The following is a 15,138-nucleotide window of genomic DNA, read 5'->3' on the forward strand; positions in this document are numbered from 1 at the left end:
GGCGGTGCGTACAGGGCTTATGGGGCTGGGTCATTGCGTTTTCAGCGTATCAGTTTGTGTCCGGCGTGACGTGAATAGTTGAGTGATGACGACCGACAATGTCGCCATGATCGACCTTCGACACCTCAGGCACGCTTTGGCGCTGGCCGAGCACCGCAGCTTCGCCCGTGCGGCCAATGCTTGCCACATCACGCAATCTGCGCTCACCCGCAGCATCCAGGCGCTTGAGACCTCGCTGGACGCCAAGCTGTTTGACCGCCATCGCGAGGGCATCGAGCCCACCGAACTGGGCAAGTTGGTGCTGCGATATGCATTGAATCTGGACAGCACCTCGCGCGAGCTTGAGCGGGAGTTGCGCCTGGCACAAGGCTTGGAGGTGGGCGAATTGACCATTGGCGTGGGGCTGTACGGTGGCTTGTCTTTGATCACACCGGTGGTGGCTCAGTTGAACCAGCTTCAGCCTGCGCTCAAAGTGCGCATCCACGTGGCCCCTTGGAGCGTGCTGCCTATCAGCGCGCGAGCGCGTGAGACCGACGTGATTGTGGTCGAGCGCAGCCAAATCCAAGAGTCAGGCGATTTCGAGCACACGGCCATGTCCGAGCATCCGGCCGTGCTCATTTGCCGGCCCGCGCATCCGCTGCTCCAACTGCCGTCGTGCTCGACCCAGGATTTGCTGCAATACCCTTCGGTCGGTCCCCTGCTGTCGCCGGATGTTCTGGCCCGCCTGTGCGAGCGCGACCCGGCTGCGAGCGAGGCTATTGTTCAGGCCAGCGACCAGGCGGTAACGCAATGCGACAGCGCGGCGTTGATCAAAGAGTTGGTCATGTCGACCGATGCCCTCAGCGCGATGTACCCCTTCATGGTGGACCGCGAACTGGCCAGCGGCCAATTGCGCGCCTTGCCACAGATCAAGCTGGGTGTGCATGCAAGCTTTGCCGCGGCTTGGTTGTCAGCCCGGCCTTTGTCTGCCGCAGCGGCCACCTTCATTGAATTGCTTCGCGCTCAGGATTTGCGCTTCTCAAACCAAGCTCGCACCATGATCGCGGTCAGCGCGGGGGCATCGCGCTGACCGTCGTTATCACCGTCGTTATCACCGTCACCGTAACCTGTTATGCCGCCGGTCAATGCTCGTTGGGGTAGCCCGTGATGTCGCGGATGGCCACGTACAAAGGCTGCAGACGTTTGTACATGCGGCAGTACACACGGCGGAACAATTGCTCGTAGGTCTGCGCATGCGCGGGCTCCGGCATGAACACCTGGCCGACCCGGGTCATCTCGGCGACGGCGGTGGCGAAATCGGGTTTGAGTTTCAAGCTGACTGCCGCCAGGATGGCTGCGCCCAAGCCACTGGTTTCATACAGATGCGGCCGCTCGCACGGCAGGTTGAAGATATTGGCGGTGATCTGCATGGCTGCATCGCTTTGTGAGCCACCCCCTGACACCCGTACCCGCGTGATGGCCTGTTTGCTGCGCTTTTCAATGCGCTCCATGGCTTCGCGCAGGCCGTAGGCCAAGCCTTCGAGAATGGCACGGTACAAATGTGCGCGCTCATGCACGTCGCCAAAACCGATGATTGCGCCCTTGGCCTCCGGGCCGGGGATCTTGATGCCGGGGTTCCAAAACGGCTGCAGCATCAGTCCGTGGGCACCGGGTGGCACCGTGTTCACCAATTCGTCGAACAAGGTTTCCGGCGCCACGCCGCGCGCATGGGCTATTTGTTTTTCATGCAGGCCGAACTGCTCCTTGAACCAACTCACCATCCAGAAGCCCCGAGTGATCTGGATTTCAGTGTTGTAGTGCCCCGGCACGGCGGCCTGGTAGGGCGGGATGAAGCGCGTGGATTCAAGGTAGCGCCGCGTGGTGGTGTTGACAGTGGCCGTGGTGCCGTAGGAGAGGCAGGCGATGTCGGGCGTCATGCAACCCGCGCCGATGACCTCGCAGGCCTTGTCTGCCGCACCGGCGATGAGCGGCAAACCTTGCGGGATGCCGGTGGCGAGGGCGGCCTCGGCGTTGACTTCGCCAATGCGCGTGCCAGCAGGCACCAACTCGGGCAACATGGACCGTTTGACGGCCAGGGCCTGCCATTTCCAGTCGCCGGGGGCGGCCCAGCGGCCCTTTTTGTAATCGAAGGGCAGGTAGCCGACTTGCGAGGCGACCGAATCTACAAAGCGGCCGGTGAAGCGGTAGTTCAAATAACCGGACAGCAGCAGAAACTTGTCGGTCTTCGCCCACAGTTCGGGCTGGTGGTGCGCGATCCAGTTGGCCTCGGCTTCTTTCTGGAAATAGCGCACCGTGTCGCCCATGCCGATGGCTGAAAAGGCGCTCCGCCACCACCATGCAAGGGGTGGGTAGTGCTCGGTGCGGCGTTGGTCCAGCCAGATCATGGCGGGCCGCAGGGGTTGGCCTTGCGCGTCCAGCGCCACCACCGTGCCACGCTGGGTGGTGATCACCACGCCCGCCACCAAACTCTTGGGCACAGCGGTATTGGCCCACAGGTGCTGGCAGGCGCGGCACATGGCTTTCCAAAACGCTTCGGGCTCGTTCTCCACCCAGCCGGCTTGGGGGGATTGGTAGCTGTCCAGCGCCACCTGCGCCTTGTCGACCAGATTGCCTTGCAGGTCGAACAGCAGGGCGCGCACGCTCTGCGTGCCGTTGTCGATGGCCAGAATGTAGGGCTTGCTCATGTGCGGTGGACGGGCCTTGCTAGTGGAGGTGAGGGCGGAGGCTGGTAGTGTGCCGTGATGATGCTAAGGTAACGCGCCAGTTCAGCGTCCCATCGGGTTTGTCCCCAGCGCAGATGGGGCTCGCACAGGGCTTGAATGCGCTGCAGGTGTGCCAGCCCACCGCCGGCCAGCAAGAGGCCCAGGCGGGTTCGCCGCAGCAGCAGATCATCCAGATGCACCACGGCTTCGTGCTGGGCGGCAATGGGCAACTCCAGCCAAAGAGTTTGCGTGCCGGGGATGAATTCAAGCTCAGGTGCCAGCGCCTTGCGACTCAATACCTCGGCCCAGGCGCCATAGCGTGCTGCGAGCCGTGCCCGAACCGCTGCACTCCAGTGCGTGGGCAAGGCCGGCGTGGGCGAAAAAATGGCGGTGTCGTCAGGCGCGAATTGCTTGCCCACATGCTGGGCGGCGAGCGCCAGGGCGTCTTGGGCCATCAGGCGGAAGGTGGTGAGCTTGCCGCCCGCCAGCGTGATCAAGCCCGATTCATCCAACACCACGTGATCGCGTGTGGCTTTTGAGGCCTCCGCCTTGTCATCGGCCACCACCGGGCGCACGCCGGCATAACAGGCCGTGACATCGGCCTGGGTGAGTCCGGCGCCGGGAAATTGGTCGTTCACCGCGGCGATCAGGTAGCTCACCTCTGCCGGGGTGATACTGGCTTCGACATCCAGCGACTCGGGGTGATCGAGATCGGTGGTGCCGATCAAAGTGCTGCCCTCCCAGGGGTAGAGGAAGACGGGACGGCCATCCTGCGGGTGCATCAGGCTGACGCTTTGAGCCACCGGCAAGCGCCAGAAGGGCACGATCAGGTGGCTGCCGCGCAAGGGGCGCAGCATGGCGCGGCCGCCCACGTCCGAGCGAAGGCGGTCGGCCCATGCGCCTGTGGCATTGATGACGGCCCGTGTGTTGACGACGCAGGTGTGGCCCGTGAGCGTGTCGCGCAGGGTCACGCCCGAGATGCGGCCTGCCGTCAATTGCAGGGATTGCGCGGCGGTGTAGTTGAGACTGACCGCGCCGTCTTGCTGTGCTTCCATCAACACGCGGTAGACCAGCCGCGCGTCGTCGGTCTTGGCATCCTGGTAGACCATAGCGCCGCGCAGGCCGGAGGGATTCAAGCCCGGTGCCAGGGTTTGCGCCAGGGCCGCGTCGGCGTAGAAATGCCCGCGTTGCCTTCGCTCCCCGCCTTGCCCGGACATGGCTTCGTAGATCATCAGTCCCAGCTGAAACATCCAGCGGCCGGGCTTTCGCCCGACGCAATCGGCAAACAGAAAACTCTGCGCTTCGATCAGTTCGGGAGCTTGGCGCATCAATCGTTCACGCTCGCGCACCGAGTGCCAGGTGGTCTTGAAGTCACCCTCCTTGAGATAGCGTAAGCCCCCGTGGACCAATTTGGAGGACCGGCTGGAGCTGCCCCAGGCGAAGTCTTGCTGCTCGATCAGCAAGACCTTCCACCCTTGCCGGGCAGCTTGTTGCGCCACGCCCGCGCCGGTGATGCCGCCGCCAATCACCACCAAGTCCCACAGCGTGGCACTCAGTGATTCTTGGGTTGCACGGCCTTGGGCCTTGGGATTCATGGCGCCCATGGGTCGCCGTCTTGAAGCAATTTGCCGGGATTCATGATTTTCTTTGGGTCGAAATGACGACACAGCTCTGCCAGGGTGGCCATGCCCAGCGGGCCTTTCTCGCGGTGCAATTGCGCAGCATGGTCTCGCCCCACGCCGTGTTGATGACTGACTGTGCCGCCGTGGTCCGCGATGGTTTTCGCCACCGCGGCTTTGAGTTTTTGCCAACGCTCCACGTGCGCCGGAAATCCGCCCGGCACATTGGCCCAGACAAACTGCGCGTAAATGCTGCTGCCTTGCGGGTAGACGTGAGAGAGGTGGCTGAAGGCATGTACCCGCTCGCCATAGGGTGCAAATACATCCCTCGCCGTTTGCTCCATGGCCAGCATCAGGGGCTTCACGCGGGGCCAGTCCACCGCGGTCTCGATGGTGTCCACGCTATAGCCTTGCTCCCACAAGGTGTTGCGCAGGTAGGGGCCCTTGAAGCGATGGGCCGCCCATTTGCTGCCCATGGCGGTGCCGATATACGCAGCGCCGTGGGCTTTGAGGGTAAGGCGGGCTTGTTTCAACGCGTGGCGCGCGGTTGGCGCATCGGAGCTAACGCCAAGCATCAATAGACATTTTTCGTCCCGGCAGCCGCGCAAGGCCAAATAGCGTTCCAGCCATCCAATCATGTTCGCGTGGCCGGCCATGGCCAGCTGGGTCCGGGTTTCGACGGGGTTGGACAAGCGCATCATGGACAAGGGCAGGCGGCGCTGTACCAACTCCCGAACCGCTGCTTCGGCGGCATCCCAATCGGGCAGGAACAGGGCATGAAAGCTCTCATGCGCCGGCAAAGGCGAGACACGCACACAAGCCTCTGTCAAGATGCCGAAACGACCTTCAGACCCCAGGACCAGCTCGCGCAGATCCGGTCCCGCACTCGCCGCCGGCAGGGTGGGGATGTCCAGCCGGCCCGCCGGGGTTTCCATGCGCCCGCCGGCAAACAGCTGCTCGATGCGACCATAGCGCAGCGACTGTTGGCCGCTGGAGCGGGTGACCACCCAGCCACCCACGGTGGAATATTCAAACGACTGCGGAAAGTGCCCCAACGTGTAGCCCTGCGCGCGCAGCAGGGCTTCGATCTGCGGGCCCGGGGTACCGGCACCCAAGGTCGCGAGTTGGCTCTTTGTGTCCAGATGCAGCAACTGGCACAGTCGAGTCAGGTTGATGGACAAGACCGGACGCTCGCTGAGCGGGCAATCCAGGTGCCCGGATACGCTGGTTCCCCCTGCGAAGGGAATCACCACCCAGTCGTGCTGCTGCGCCAGATCCAGCAGCGTGCGCACGTGCTCGCCGGATTCCACAAAAGCCACGCCGTCTGGAACGGGCGTTAGTGCGCCAAAGCGTTTGCGGATCCAATCCCCATAGCTTTCCCCAAATGCCATGGAAAAGCGGGTGGACGCATCCGTCTGAATCAAGGGATGGGCGCCCTGCAGGCGAGAAGCCGGCACTTGGCTCAACAAGTCGTCGCGCAAGGCGTCGGGGGCCCGATGGCCGGCACCCAACTGCGAGGCCAACATGGCTTTTGCGCCCTCGGTCAAAGTCATTGCAATGGTGTCGTCACCCCATCCATTCCATCGTCGCATGTGGCTTCCAATTCCCTGAAGAAGGCCTGTTGAGGGCGCTGTCGAACGGCGTTCGAGCGCACTAGCAGGCCAATAGATCAGGGCGCATTGTCAGAAGAAGCCTGCGCAGCGTCCAATTCATTCGGCGCACTTCGGGTATGCGCCGCGCTCATGGCCGAGCGCTACCTGAAGATTCCGGCGGCCTCAGGCAATGTCAGGTTGATTGCCGCTGTCCTTCAGGCGAATGGTGAACGCAAACGTGCTGCCCACGTTTAGCTGCGAGCTGACGGCAATCTGGCCACCCATCAGTTCGATGAATTTTTTGCTCAGCACCAGCCCCAAGCCCGTGCCTTCTTTGGACTGCCGCCCAGCACTGCCTTGTTGAAAGGGGGTGAACAGGCCGCTCACTTCCTCCTGGCTCATGCCGGGCCCGGTGTCGTGAACTTCGCAGTGCAGGACACCTCCCGCAGCGGCGTCCTCTGTATCAAAGCGCGCTGTCAAACGTATTTCACCCTGCTGGGTGAATTTGACTGCGTTGCTCAAGAGGTTTAACAAAACTTGCCGCAGTTTCATTTCGTCGGCAAACACGCTGCGGGGCAGTTGCGGCGACAACTCGCAGACCAGACGCAAGCCCTTTTGCTCAGCCCGGAGCTTGATCAGATCGGTCACCACGTGCAGGAAACGGGGGAGGTCGAAATCGTGCTCTGACAAGTCCATGCGGCCGGACTCCACCTTCGCCATGTCCAACACCTCGTTGATCAGGGTCATCAGGTGATTGCCACTTTGATTGATGAGTTCGAGAAAATGCCGATAGTCCTCGGACAAGCTCTCATCTGCGTGCATCAGGTCGGAGAAGCCGATGATGGCATTCAAGGGCGTGCGCAGTTCATGACTCATATTGGCCAGAAAGCTGCCTTTGGCGCGTTCGGCCGCTTCGGCGGCCTCTTTGGCTTCTTTCAAGGCTTGCAGCGTCAGCCGTTCGGCCGTGACATCCCAATTGGTGCCCAAGAGCCGCTGGGGCTTGCCCTGCTCGTCGACATACAGATGCGCGATACCGCGCAGGTAACGGGTTTCTCCATCGGTCATGGGGACCCTGAATTCGCTTTCGAAATCAGCGTCGCCGTTGAGCGCGCTCTGCCAGGAGGCTTGCACCCGTGGGCGGTCTTCTTCGTGAAGAAAAGACAGCCAGGCTTCGGGTGTGAGGGCGCCCACCGCATCTGCGGACCGGCCGTACAGCACATGCATTTGTGAGTCCCACTCGAAGCTGCCCTGCACAAGGTCCATGCCCCAGATGCCCACATGCCCGGCCTGCACGGCCAACTCGGTGCGCAACTGCTCCTGCTTCACCGCGTCGCTCAATTCAACAATGCGCCGTGCGCCGCGCCGTACTTCCATTTGGTCCATCACCAACTGGGCCAGGCATTTCAGGTCATCCAACTCTTCCTGCGTGACTTGGCGTGGCGTCGTGTCCAGACAGCACAGCATGCCCAGGTTGAAGTTGTCGTAGGTTTGCAAAGGCACCCCGGCGTAAAAGCGCAGGCCGGCGTCACCGGCAACAAGGGGGTTGGTGAGAGAGCGAGGATCTGTTTTGGCGTCGGTCAGGACATAGGGGCTGCACTGCAGAATCCCTGAGGCGCACAGCCCTGGGACTCGGTCAATTTGCTGGGCGTCCACGCCTTGGTGGGACTTGAACCAGATGCGGTCGGTGTCCACCAGGCTGATGATTGCAATGGGTACGCCAAACAATCGGGCCGCCAACCGGGTGACATTGTCGAAGGCACCATCGGGTGGCGTGTCCAGAATATCGTAGCGACGCAGCGCGGCGATGCGCTCGGCCTCGTTCGCCGGAAGGATCGACGGATCAATTGGCATGATGAACAACCCCAGACGTGGACCAGCGAGTACCTCACCGCGCCCAATGCCTGTCCAGTCGATACTGGCGTCTTCAGTCAAGTGAGGCGATCCTATCCAGTAGACCGCAGAAACTCAGTTTTCGTCTAGGGAGCTATCCGTGAAATTAGACGGTTTTTCATGGCGAATTCAAGCGGTTGGGTTTGTGTTCACCTGTGCTGGATATGAATCAATTCAGCATTCCACAATGTTGACCGCCAAACCGCCCCGCGCGGTTTCCTTGTATTTGGTCATCATGTCGGCACCGGTGTCGCGCATGGTTTTGATGACTTTGTCGAGGCTGACAAAGTGCGTGCCGTCGCCTCGCAGGGCCATGCGTGCTGCGTTGATGGCTTTGACCGAGGCGATGGCATTGCGCTCGATGCAGGGGATTTGGACGAGTCCGCCGACCGGGTCGCAAGTGAGGCCCAAGTGGTGCTCCATGCCGATTTCTGCGGCATTCTCAACCTGCGCCGGCGTGCCGCCCATCACTTGGCACAAGGCGCCCGCGGCCATGGAACAGGCCACGCCAACTTCACCCTGGCAGCCCACTTCGGCGCCTGAGATGGAGGCGTTTTCCTTGTACAAAATGCCGATGGCTGCTGCGGTGAGCAAGAAGTCAACCACCCCTTCTTCATGCGCCCCGTAGACGAAGCGGGTGTAATAGTGAAGCACGGCGGGCACAATGCCTGCAGCGCCGTTGGTCGGGGCGGTGACTACCCGGCCGCCTGCTGCATTTTCTTCATTCACCGCCAGGGCGTAGAGGTTCACCCAGTCCATCACTTGCAAGGGATCGCGCAGTGCTGCCTCCGGATTGGCGGTGAGATCGCGGTGCAACTGGGACGCTCGCCGCTTCACTTTGAAGCCACCGGGCAGCACGCCCTCGGTCTTGCAGCCCCGCGCCACGCAGGCTTGCATGACTTGCCAAATTTTGAGCAGGCCGCTGCGTGTTTCTTCGTCGCTGCGCCAATGCCGCTCGTTACGGCGCATGATCTCGGCGATGCTGATGCCGTGCGTCTGGGTCAGTTGAAGTAACTCGTCACCCGACTTGAATGGGTAGGGCAGAACGGCGGCGTCGGGTGCGATGACCTTTTGCTTGCTGCCATCGGCGGCAATCTCGTCGCTCACGACAAAACCGCCACCCACCGAGTAGTAGGTGCGCTCGGCGATTTGCTGATCCAGCGCGTCGAAGGCAATGAACCGCATGCCGTTGGCATGAAAAGGCAGGCTCTGGCGACGGAAAAACACCAGGTCTTTGGCTTCGTTGAAAGTCAGTTCCTGCTCGCCAAGCAGATTGAGTTTGGCGCTGGCGCGAATGGCGTCGAGATAAGCCGGTACCTGCTCGACATCGATCGTGTCGGGTTCATGCCCGGCGAGCCCGAGCAATACCGCTTTGTCGCTGCCGTGGCCCTTGCCCGTGGCGCCCAGGGAGCCGTACAACTGGGACACCACGCGCGTGGTTTGCTGCAATTGGCCGTCACTGCGCAGGCGCAGCGCAAACAAGCGTGCGGCACGCATGGGCCCCACGGTGTGCGAACTGGAGGGGCCGATGCCGACCTTGAACAGGTCGAAAACAGAAACTGCCATGGGATGTCTCCTGTGAATCTCGGGGGTGTGAGGTTCAAAAAAAGCCGGCGGCGCAGGGGTAGATGCGCGGCCGGCCGGGTGTGCCTGAGGTTGTCAGGGCAGATATTGGATCAAGCGTAGTCGCTCATCGGGGGGCATGAGCAATTCAGGTTGCGATCGCCCCAGACGTTGTCTACGCGGCCCACTGGCACCCAATATTTCTGGCGGCGCAGGGAGGCCACAGGGTAGGCGGCCACATCACGGCTGTAGGCATGGCCCCACTCTGCCTTCATCAGGCTTTCAGCGGTGTGGGGGGCGTTCACCAGGGGGTTGTCCGTGGCGGTCCAGGTGCCGTTGGCCACTTGGGCAATTTCGGCACGGATCGCCAGCATGGCGTCGCAGAAGCGATCCAGCTCGAATTTGGATTCACTCTCGGTGGGCTCGACCATCAGGGTACCCGCGACGGGGAAGGACAGGGTGGGCGCATGGAAGCCGTAGTCAATCAGCCGCTTGGCCACGTCTTCTGCACCGACGCCGGTGGCGTCTTTCAGGGGGCGAATGTCCAGGATGCACTCGTGCGCCACGCCGCCACCCTTCACGCCGGCAATGTTGCCGCTGAAATGGATGTCGTAGGCATCAGCCAGTCGGGCTGCCACATAGTTGGCAGCGAGGATGGCGGTTTCGGTCGCGGCGGTGAGCCCTTCGGCACCCATCATGCGCACATACATCCAACTGATGGGTAGCACGGCGGCATTGCCCAGCGGGGCTGCTGATACGGCGCCAATGGCGGTTTCGCTGGCGTAGCCGCCCGAGCGGTGGGCTGGCAGATAGGGCACCAGATCGGCCACAACGCAAACCGGGCCAACACCCGGGCCGCCACCGCCGTGGGGGATGCAGAAGGTCTTGTGCAGGTTCAAGTGGCTCACGTCGCCGCCGAATTCACCGGGGGCAGCCACACCGACCAGCGCGTTCATATTGGCGCCGTCTACATAGACGCGGCCGCCATGGCTCTTGACCAGGGCACAGATTTCCTTCACATGGGTGTCGAACACGCCGTAGGTCGACGGGTAGGTGATCATGATGGCGGCCAGATTGGCGGCGTGCTGTTCGCACTTGGCCTTCAGGTCGATCAAGTCGATATTGCCCTCTTTGTCGCACTTGGTCACGACCACGCTCATGCCCACCATATGGGCTGACGCCGGGTTGGTGCCGTGCGCCGATTCAGGAATCAAGCAAATCTTGCGGTGCGCCTCGCCGCGCGACTCGTGCCAGGCCTTGATGGCCAGCAGGCCGGCGTACTCACCCTGCGAGCCGGCATTGGGTTGTAGGCTGATGCCGGCATAGCCCGTGGCTTGGCACAGCCAGGCGGTGAGTTGCTCGTTCAGTAGTTCATAACCCTTCAACTGATCGCGCGGCGCGAAGGGGTGAATGGCGGCAAACTCAGGCCAGGTGATGGGGACCATCTCGCTGGTGGCGTTCAACTTCATGGTGCACGAACCCAGCGGGATCATGCTGCGGTCCAGGGCCAGGTCTTTGTCGGCCAATGCGCGCAGGTAACGCAGCATTTCCGTCTCAGAGTGGTAGCGGTTGAACACCGGGTGGGTCAGGTAGTCCGATGTGCGCAGCAGCGCTGCGGGGATGAGCGTGGCGATGCCTTTTTCAAGCGCCTCGAAGCTGATCGTGCCCTTGCCGCCGGAGAAGATGTTCAGCAGCGTTTGCAGATCGGCACGCGTGGTGGTTTCGTCCAACGAGACGCCAACCGATGTGTTGGATGAGCGGCGCAGATTGATGCCCGCGGCGAGGGCAGCGGCCAGAATTTCAGCCGTCTTCGCGCCGGTCTGGATGTGCAGCGTGTCGAAGGCGCTGGCGTTCTCGATCACCAGGCCTTGGGCCTTCAAGGCTTGGGCCAGGATGGCGGTGAAACTCGCCACGCGCAGGGCGATGCGCTTCAAGCCCACGGGCCCGTGGTAGACCGCGTACATGCTGGCCACCACTGCGGGCAGCACTTGCGCGGTGCAGATGTTTGACGTGGCTTTTTCGCGGCGGATGTGCTGTTCGCGCGTTTGCAGGGCCAGGCGGTAGGCCGGGTTGCCATGCACGTCCACGCTGACACCCACCAGACGGCCGGGCAGATTGCGCTTGTACTCGTCCTTGCAGGCCATGTAGGCGGCGTGCGGGCCACCGTTGCACAGCGGCATGCCGAAGCGTTGGGTGGTGCCGATGGCGATGTCGGCGCCCATTTCAGCCGGGGATTTGATGAGCGTCAGCGCCAGCAGGTCGGCCGCGGCGATCAAGAGGGCGCCTTGGGCATGCAGGGCGTCAGCGGCGGTTTGCAGGTCACGCACATCGCCGTTCACGCCGGGGTATTGCAGCAGAGCGGCAAAACACTCCGTCTGGCCGGCTTGTGCCGCTGGGCCCACTTGCACGGTGAAGCCAATGGGCGTGGCACGTGTGCGAATCACTTCCAGCGTCTGCGGCAGCACATCGTCGGCGACGAACAGCACCTGGCTCTTGCTCTTGCCAACGCGGGCGGCCAGGGTCATGGCTTCAGCGGCAGCAGTGGCTTCGTCCAGCATGGATGCATTGGCGATGGCCATGCCGGTCAGGTCGGTGATCATGGTCTGGAAGTTCACCAGCGCTTCCATACGACCTTGTGAAATTTCGGCCTGATAGGGCGTGTAGGCGGTGTACCAGGCGGGGTTTTCGAGGATGTTGCGCAGGATGACGCCAGGAGTCAGGGTGTCGTAGTAGCCTTGGCCGATATAGCTCTTGAGCACCTTGTTCTGGCTGGCAACGGCTTTCAGCTCGGCCAGGGCCTGGGCTTCACTCAAGGCGGCAGGCAGTTGCATGCCGGCGGCGCGCTTGATGCTGGCCGGCACGATGGCCTCAATCAGGGCGCGGCGCGAGGCCGCACCAATCACCGACAACATGCCGGCTTCATCAGCGGCATCGGGGCCGATGTGGCGGGCGTGGAATTCGGTGCTGTTTTCCAGCGAGGCGAGCGTGGGCAGGGCAGACATCAACATGGCAAATCCTTGGCGGTTGTCCCGCTCATGACGGGACGACCAAATTCTTTAAATGCGTTCATAAGCCCCAGCGGCGCCGGGGCTCTACTTCATCAGCTGTTCTTGACCAGCTCGTCGTAGGCGGTGCCGTCCATCAGGCCGTCCAGTTCAGCGGCGTTGTTCAGCTTGACCTTGAAGAACCAGCCGGCCTTCAAGGGGTCGGTGTTGGCCAGTGAGGGGTCGTCGCGCAGGGCTTCGTTGACTTCAACGATTTCGCCGCCGACGGGCATGTACACATCGGCAGCCGCCTTGACGGACTCGACCACGCCGGCCACATCCTTGGATGCGAAGCTTGTGCCAACGGCAGGCAGGTCCACAAAGACCACATCGCCCAGCGCGTCTTGGGCGTGAACGGTAATGCCCACGGTGACGATGCCGTCAGCTTCGATTTGGACCCACTCGTGGTCAGGCGTGTATTTGATGTTGCTCATGCTGTGCTCCGTGAAAAATGGGGCGAAAGAAATGGTGGAAAAACCAATATACAAACAAAGACAGGGGCCGCGCCTTTCAGAAGGGACGAGGCCTGCGCCAGATCAGCCGCGGTAGTAGCCGTTGGGCGTGAAGGGCGTGCTGCTGACGGTCATGGGCGTGCGCTTGTCTCGTACGATGGCAAAGATTTCAGTGCCCAAGGCGGCATGCTCGCGGCCGACATAGGCCAGCGCCACCGGCTTGCCCACCGTGGGGCCCAGGGTGCCGCTGGTGACGACGCCGATATCGGTGCCATCCGCGGTAACGAGCTTTGCGCCCTCACGCACGGGCATGCGTTCGCTGCTGACCAGGCCTACGCGTTTGCGGGCAGCGCCGTTGGCCAGTTGCGCGTCGATCACCGCAGCACCCGGATAACCGCCAGCCCGAGCGCCACCGGCGCGGCGCACCTTCTGGATGGCCCAGGTCAGCGAGGCTTCAACAGGTGTTGTCTCGGTGTTGATGTCGTGGCCATACAGGCACAGCCCGGCTTCAAGGCGCAGCGAGTCGCGCGCGCCCAGGCCGATGGGCTTGACTTCTGGCTGGGCCAACAATTTGCGCGCCAGCGCCACCGCGTGGTCGCCGTGCACAGAGATCTCGAACCCGTCTTCACCGGTATAGCCCGAACGGGTCAGGAAGGTGTCGATGCCGTCCAGATTGAAGAAGCCACCGGTCATGAAGGTGAGCTTGGCCACTTCGGGGTTCAGGCGCGACAGCGCGACCACGGCTTGCGGGCCTTGCAGGGCGAGCAGGGCTTGATCGGGCAGCGGCAGCACTTCGCACTGGTCGCCGATCTTGGCTTGCAGGTGGGCGATGTCTTGCACCTTGCAGCCGGCGTTCACCACCACGAATAAGTCGTCAGGGCGGCGGGCAATCATCAAGTCGTCCAGGATGCCGCCGGCGTCGTTGGTGAACAAGGCATAGCGTTGCTTGAACAAGCCCAAGTCAATCACGTCGACCGGGACGATGGTTTCAAGCGCGGCTGCGGCCTGGGCGCCTTTCAACAGCACTTGGCCCATGTGCGACACGTCAAACAAACCGGCGGCTGCGCGGGTGTGCTTGTGCTCGGCCATCACGCCAGCGGGATATTGCACAGGCATGTCGTAGCCACCGAAGGGCACCATCTTGGCGCCGAGTTCGATGTGCAATGCGTGCAGGGGGGTCTTGAGGAGGGCGGCGGTCATGGCGGAAGGCTTTCGAGGGCTATAAAAGGCCCACCCATAGAAGGTGGGGGTTATGCCCTCGCTGTCCGCTTTACCTGAGAGATTGGCCGCAGGCATATGGCCCGCAGCTTGCCCCTTCGGTGGACGGGCTCGGGTGTTTAAACCCCTCCCGCCTCTCTCCAGTGAGGAACGCTCGGTTTTGAGCGTTTTGTCAGTCCTTTTGCCTGAGCGTTCGCAGCTTGGGATCACCGTTGCCACTGCGCCTTCGGCGGCTTTCGCTAGAAAGCTCTCTCCTGACGGAGCCGGATTGTAGCGGCGGTTTTGTCAGCCGTCGTGCGATTTGTGTGCGGTGTCGCCCGGCGACGCTGTCGGCCGGGCAGAATCACGCCAGATTCAAGGTGAATGGGATGCGACTTTTGCTGGTGGAAGATGATTTGATGATCGGCGAGCAGTTGTCGGACCTGCTGCGGGCCGAGCATTACGCGGTGGACTGGGTGCGCGACGGCGAGTTGGCTGATACCGCCTTGCTCGGGCAAAACTATGACCTGGTGATACTCGATCTGGGCCTGCCGCGCCGCGACGGCATGCAGGTGCTGCGCGGCTTGCGGGCGCGCAAGCAGCAGATGCCGGTGCTGATCACCACGGCCCGTGACGCCGTGGATCAGCGCATCGCTGGTTTGGACGCCGGCGCGGACGATTACGTGCTCAAACCCTTCGAGCTGGACGAATTGCTGGCCCGTGTGCGAGCCTTGCTCAGGCGAGCGCAGGGGCGGGCAGAGCCCATGTATGAGCACAAGGGGGTCAGCATCCATCCCGCCACGCGGGAGGCGTTTGTTCAAGGCCAGCCGGTGCAGTTGTCGGCACGCGAATGGGCGGTGCTTGAACCCCTGTTGGCGCGTCCTGGCATGGTGTTGTCGCGTCAGCAATTGGAGGAAAAGCTGTACGGCTGGACGGACGAAATCTCCAGCAACGCCGTCGAGGTGTACATCCATGGCTTGCGCAAAAAATTGGGCGCAGCCCTGATCGAGAACGTGCGCGGCGTGGGCTACCGGGTGCCGCGGGAATGAGCGGGGCGGGCTGGTTTAAGTCAGGCCTGC

10 protein-coding genes and 2 riboswitches are annotated in these 15,138 nt (G+C 62.4%); of the genes, 2 read left to right on the forward strand and 8 right to left on the reverse strand.

Annotation, left to right across the window (positions count from 1 at the left end; translation table 11 throughout):
• Positions 1 to 85 precede the first annotated feature (85 nt).
• Positions 86 to 1,069 (forward strand): LysR family transcriptional regulator, encoded by a 984-nt coding sequence (locus tag PRZ01_RS08150; RefSeq protein WP_273596271.1) that lies wholly within the window; start codon positions 86 to 88, stop codon positions 1,067 to 1,069.
• A 52-nt stretch (positions 1,070 to 1,121) separates the two neighbouring features.
• On the opposite strand, the gene PRZ01_RS08155 is transcribed toward PRZ01_RS08150, so the two are convergent.
• The 8 genes from PRZ01_RS08155 to gcvT form a co-directional block, all read right to left on the reverse strand.
• On the reverse strand, positions 1,122 to 2,684 hold the full coding sequence (locus PRZ01_RS08155) for an FGGY-family carbohydrate kinase (RefSeq protein WP_273596272.1): 1,563 nt from the start codon (positions 2,682 to 2,684) through the stop codon (positions 1,122 to 1,124).
• Positions 2,681 to 4,297: a glycerol-3-phosphate dehydrogenase/oxidase gene (locus PRZ01_RS08160; protein WP_273596273.1), complete on the reverse strand. Its 1,617-nt coding sequence runs from the start codon at positions 4,295 to 4,297 to the stop codon at positions 2,681 to 2,683. The genes PRZ01_RS08155 and PRZ01_RS08160 overlap by 4 nt, the downstream gene beginning before the upstream one ends.
• Positions 4,294 to 5,913 carry an FAD-binding oxidoreductase gene (locus PRZ01_RS08165; RefSeq protein ID WP_273596274.1) on the reverse strand — a complete coding sequence of 540 codons (1,620 nt, stop codon included), beginning with the start codon at positions 5,911 to 5,913 and terminating at the stop codon, positions 4,294 to 4,296. Before PRZ01_RS08165 ends, PRZ01_RS08160 begins: the two co-directional genes overlap by 4 nt.
• Before the next feature lie 183 nt (positions 5,914 to 6,096).
• Positions 6,097 to 7,845, reverse strand: a complete 1,749-nt coding sequence (locus PRZ01_RS08170) for a GAF domain-containing sensor histidine kinase (RefSeq protein WP_273596275.1) — start codon at positions 7,843 to 7,845, stop codon at positions 6,097 to 6,099.
• Between the two features lie 132 nt (positions 7,846 to 7,977).
• A complete protein-coding gene (locus PRZ01_RS08175; RefSeq protein ID WP_273596276.1) occupies positions 7,978 to 9,369 on the reverse strand; it encodes an L-serine ammonia-lyase in 1,392 nt (463 codons plus the stop codon).
• A 110-nt stretch (positions 9,370 to 9,479) separates the two neighbouring features.
• Entirely contained in the window at positions 9,480 to 12,374 is a 2,895-nt protein-coding gene (gcvP, locus tag PRZ01_RS08180; RefSeq protein ID WP_273596277.1) for an aminomethyl-transferring glycine dehydrogenase, read from the reverse strand.
• A gap of 92 nt (positions 12,375 to 12,466) precedes the next feature.
• Entirely contained in the window at positions 12,467 to 12,844 is a 378-nt protein-coding gene (gene gcvH / locus PRZ01_RS08185) for a glycine cleavage system protein GcvH (protein ID WP_273596278.1), read from the reverse strand.
• Positions 12,845 to 12,946: 102 nt separating this feature from the next.
• Positions 12,947 to 14,062, reverse strand: coding sequence for a glycine cleavage system aminomethyltransferase GcvT (gene gcvT, locus PRZ01_RS08190; protein WP_273596279.1), 1,116 nt, complete (start codon positions 14,060 to 14,062; stop codon positions 12,947 to 12,949).
• A gap of 51 nt (positions 14,063 to 14,113) precedes the next feature.
• Positions 14,114 to 14,234: riboswitch (glycine riboswitch) on the reverse strand.
• Between the two features lie 9 nt (positions 14,235 to 14,243).
• A riboswitch (glycine riboswitch) is annotated at positions 14,244 to 14,347 on the reverse strand.
• Positions 14,348 to 14,448: 101 nt separating this feature from the next.
• Between gcvT and PRZ01_RS08195 the strand changes: the two genes are divergently transcribed.
• Positions 14,449 to 15,108: a response regulator gene (locus PRZ01_RS08195; RefSeq protein WP_273596280.1), complete on the forward strand. Its 660-nt coding sequence runs from the start codon at positions 14,449 to 14,451 to the stop codon at positions 15,106 to 15,108.
• The last annotated feature ends 30 nt before the right edge of the window (positions 15,109 to 15,138 follow it).

Origin of the sequence: Roseateles koreensis, from assembly GCF_028595305.1 — a bacterium.
GTDB classification, from domain to species: domain Bacteria; phylum Pseudomonadota; class Gammaproteobacteria; order Burkholderiales; family Burkholderiaceae_C; genus Paucibacter_A; species Paucibacter_A koreensis.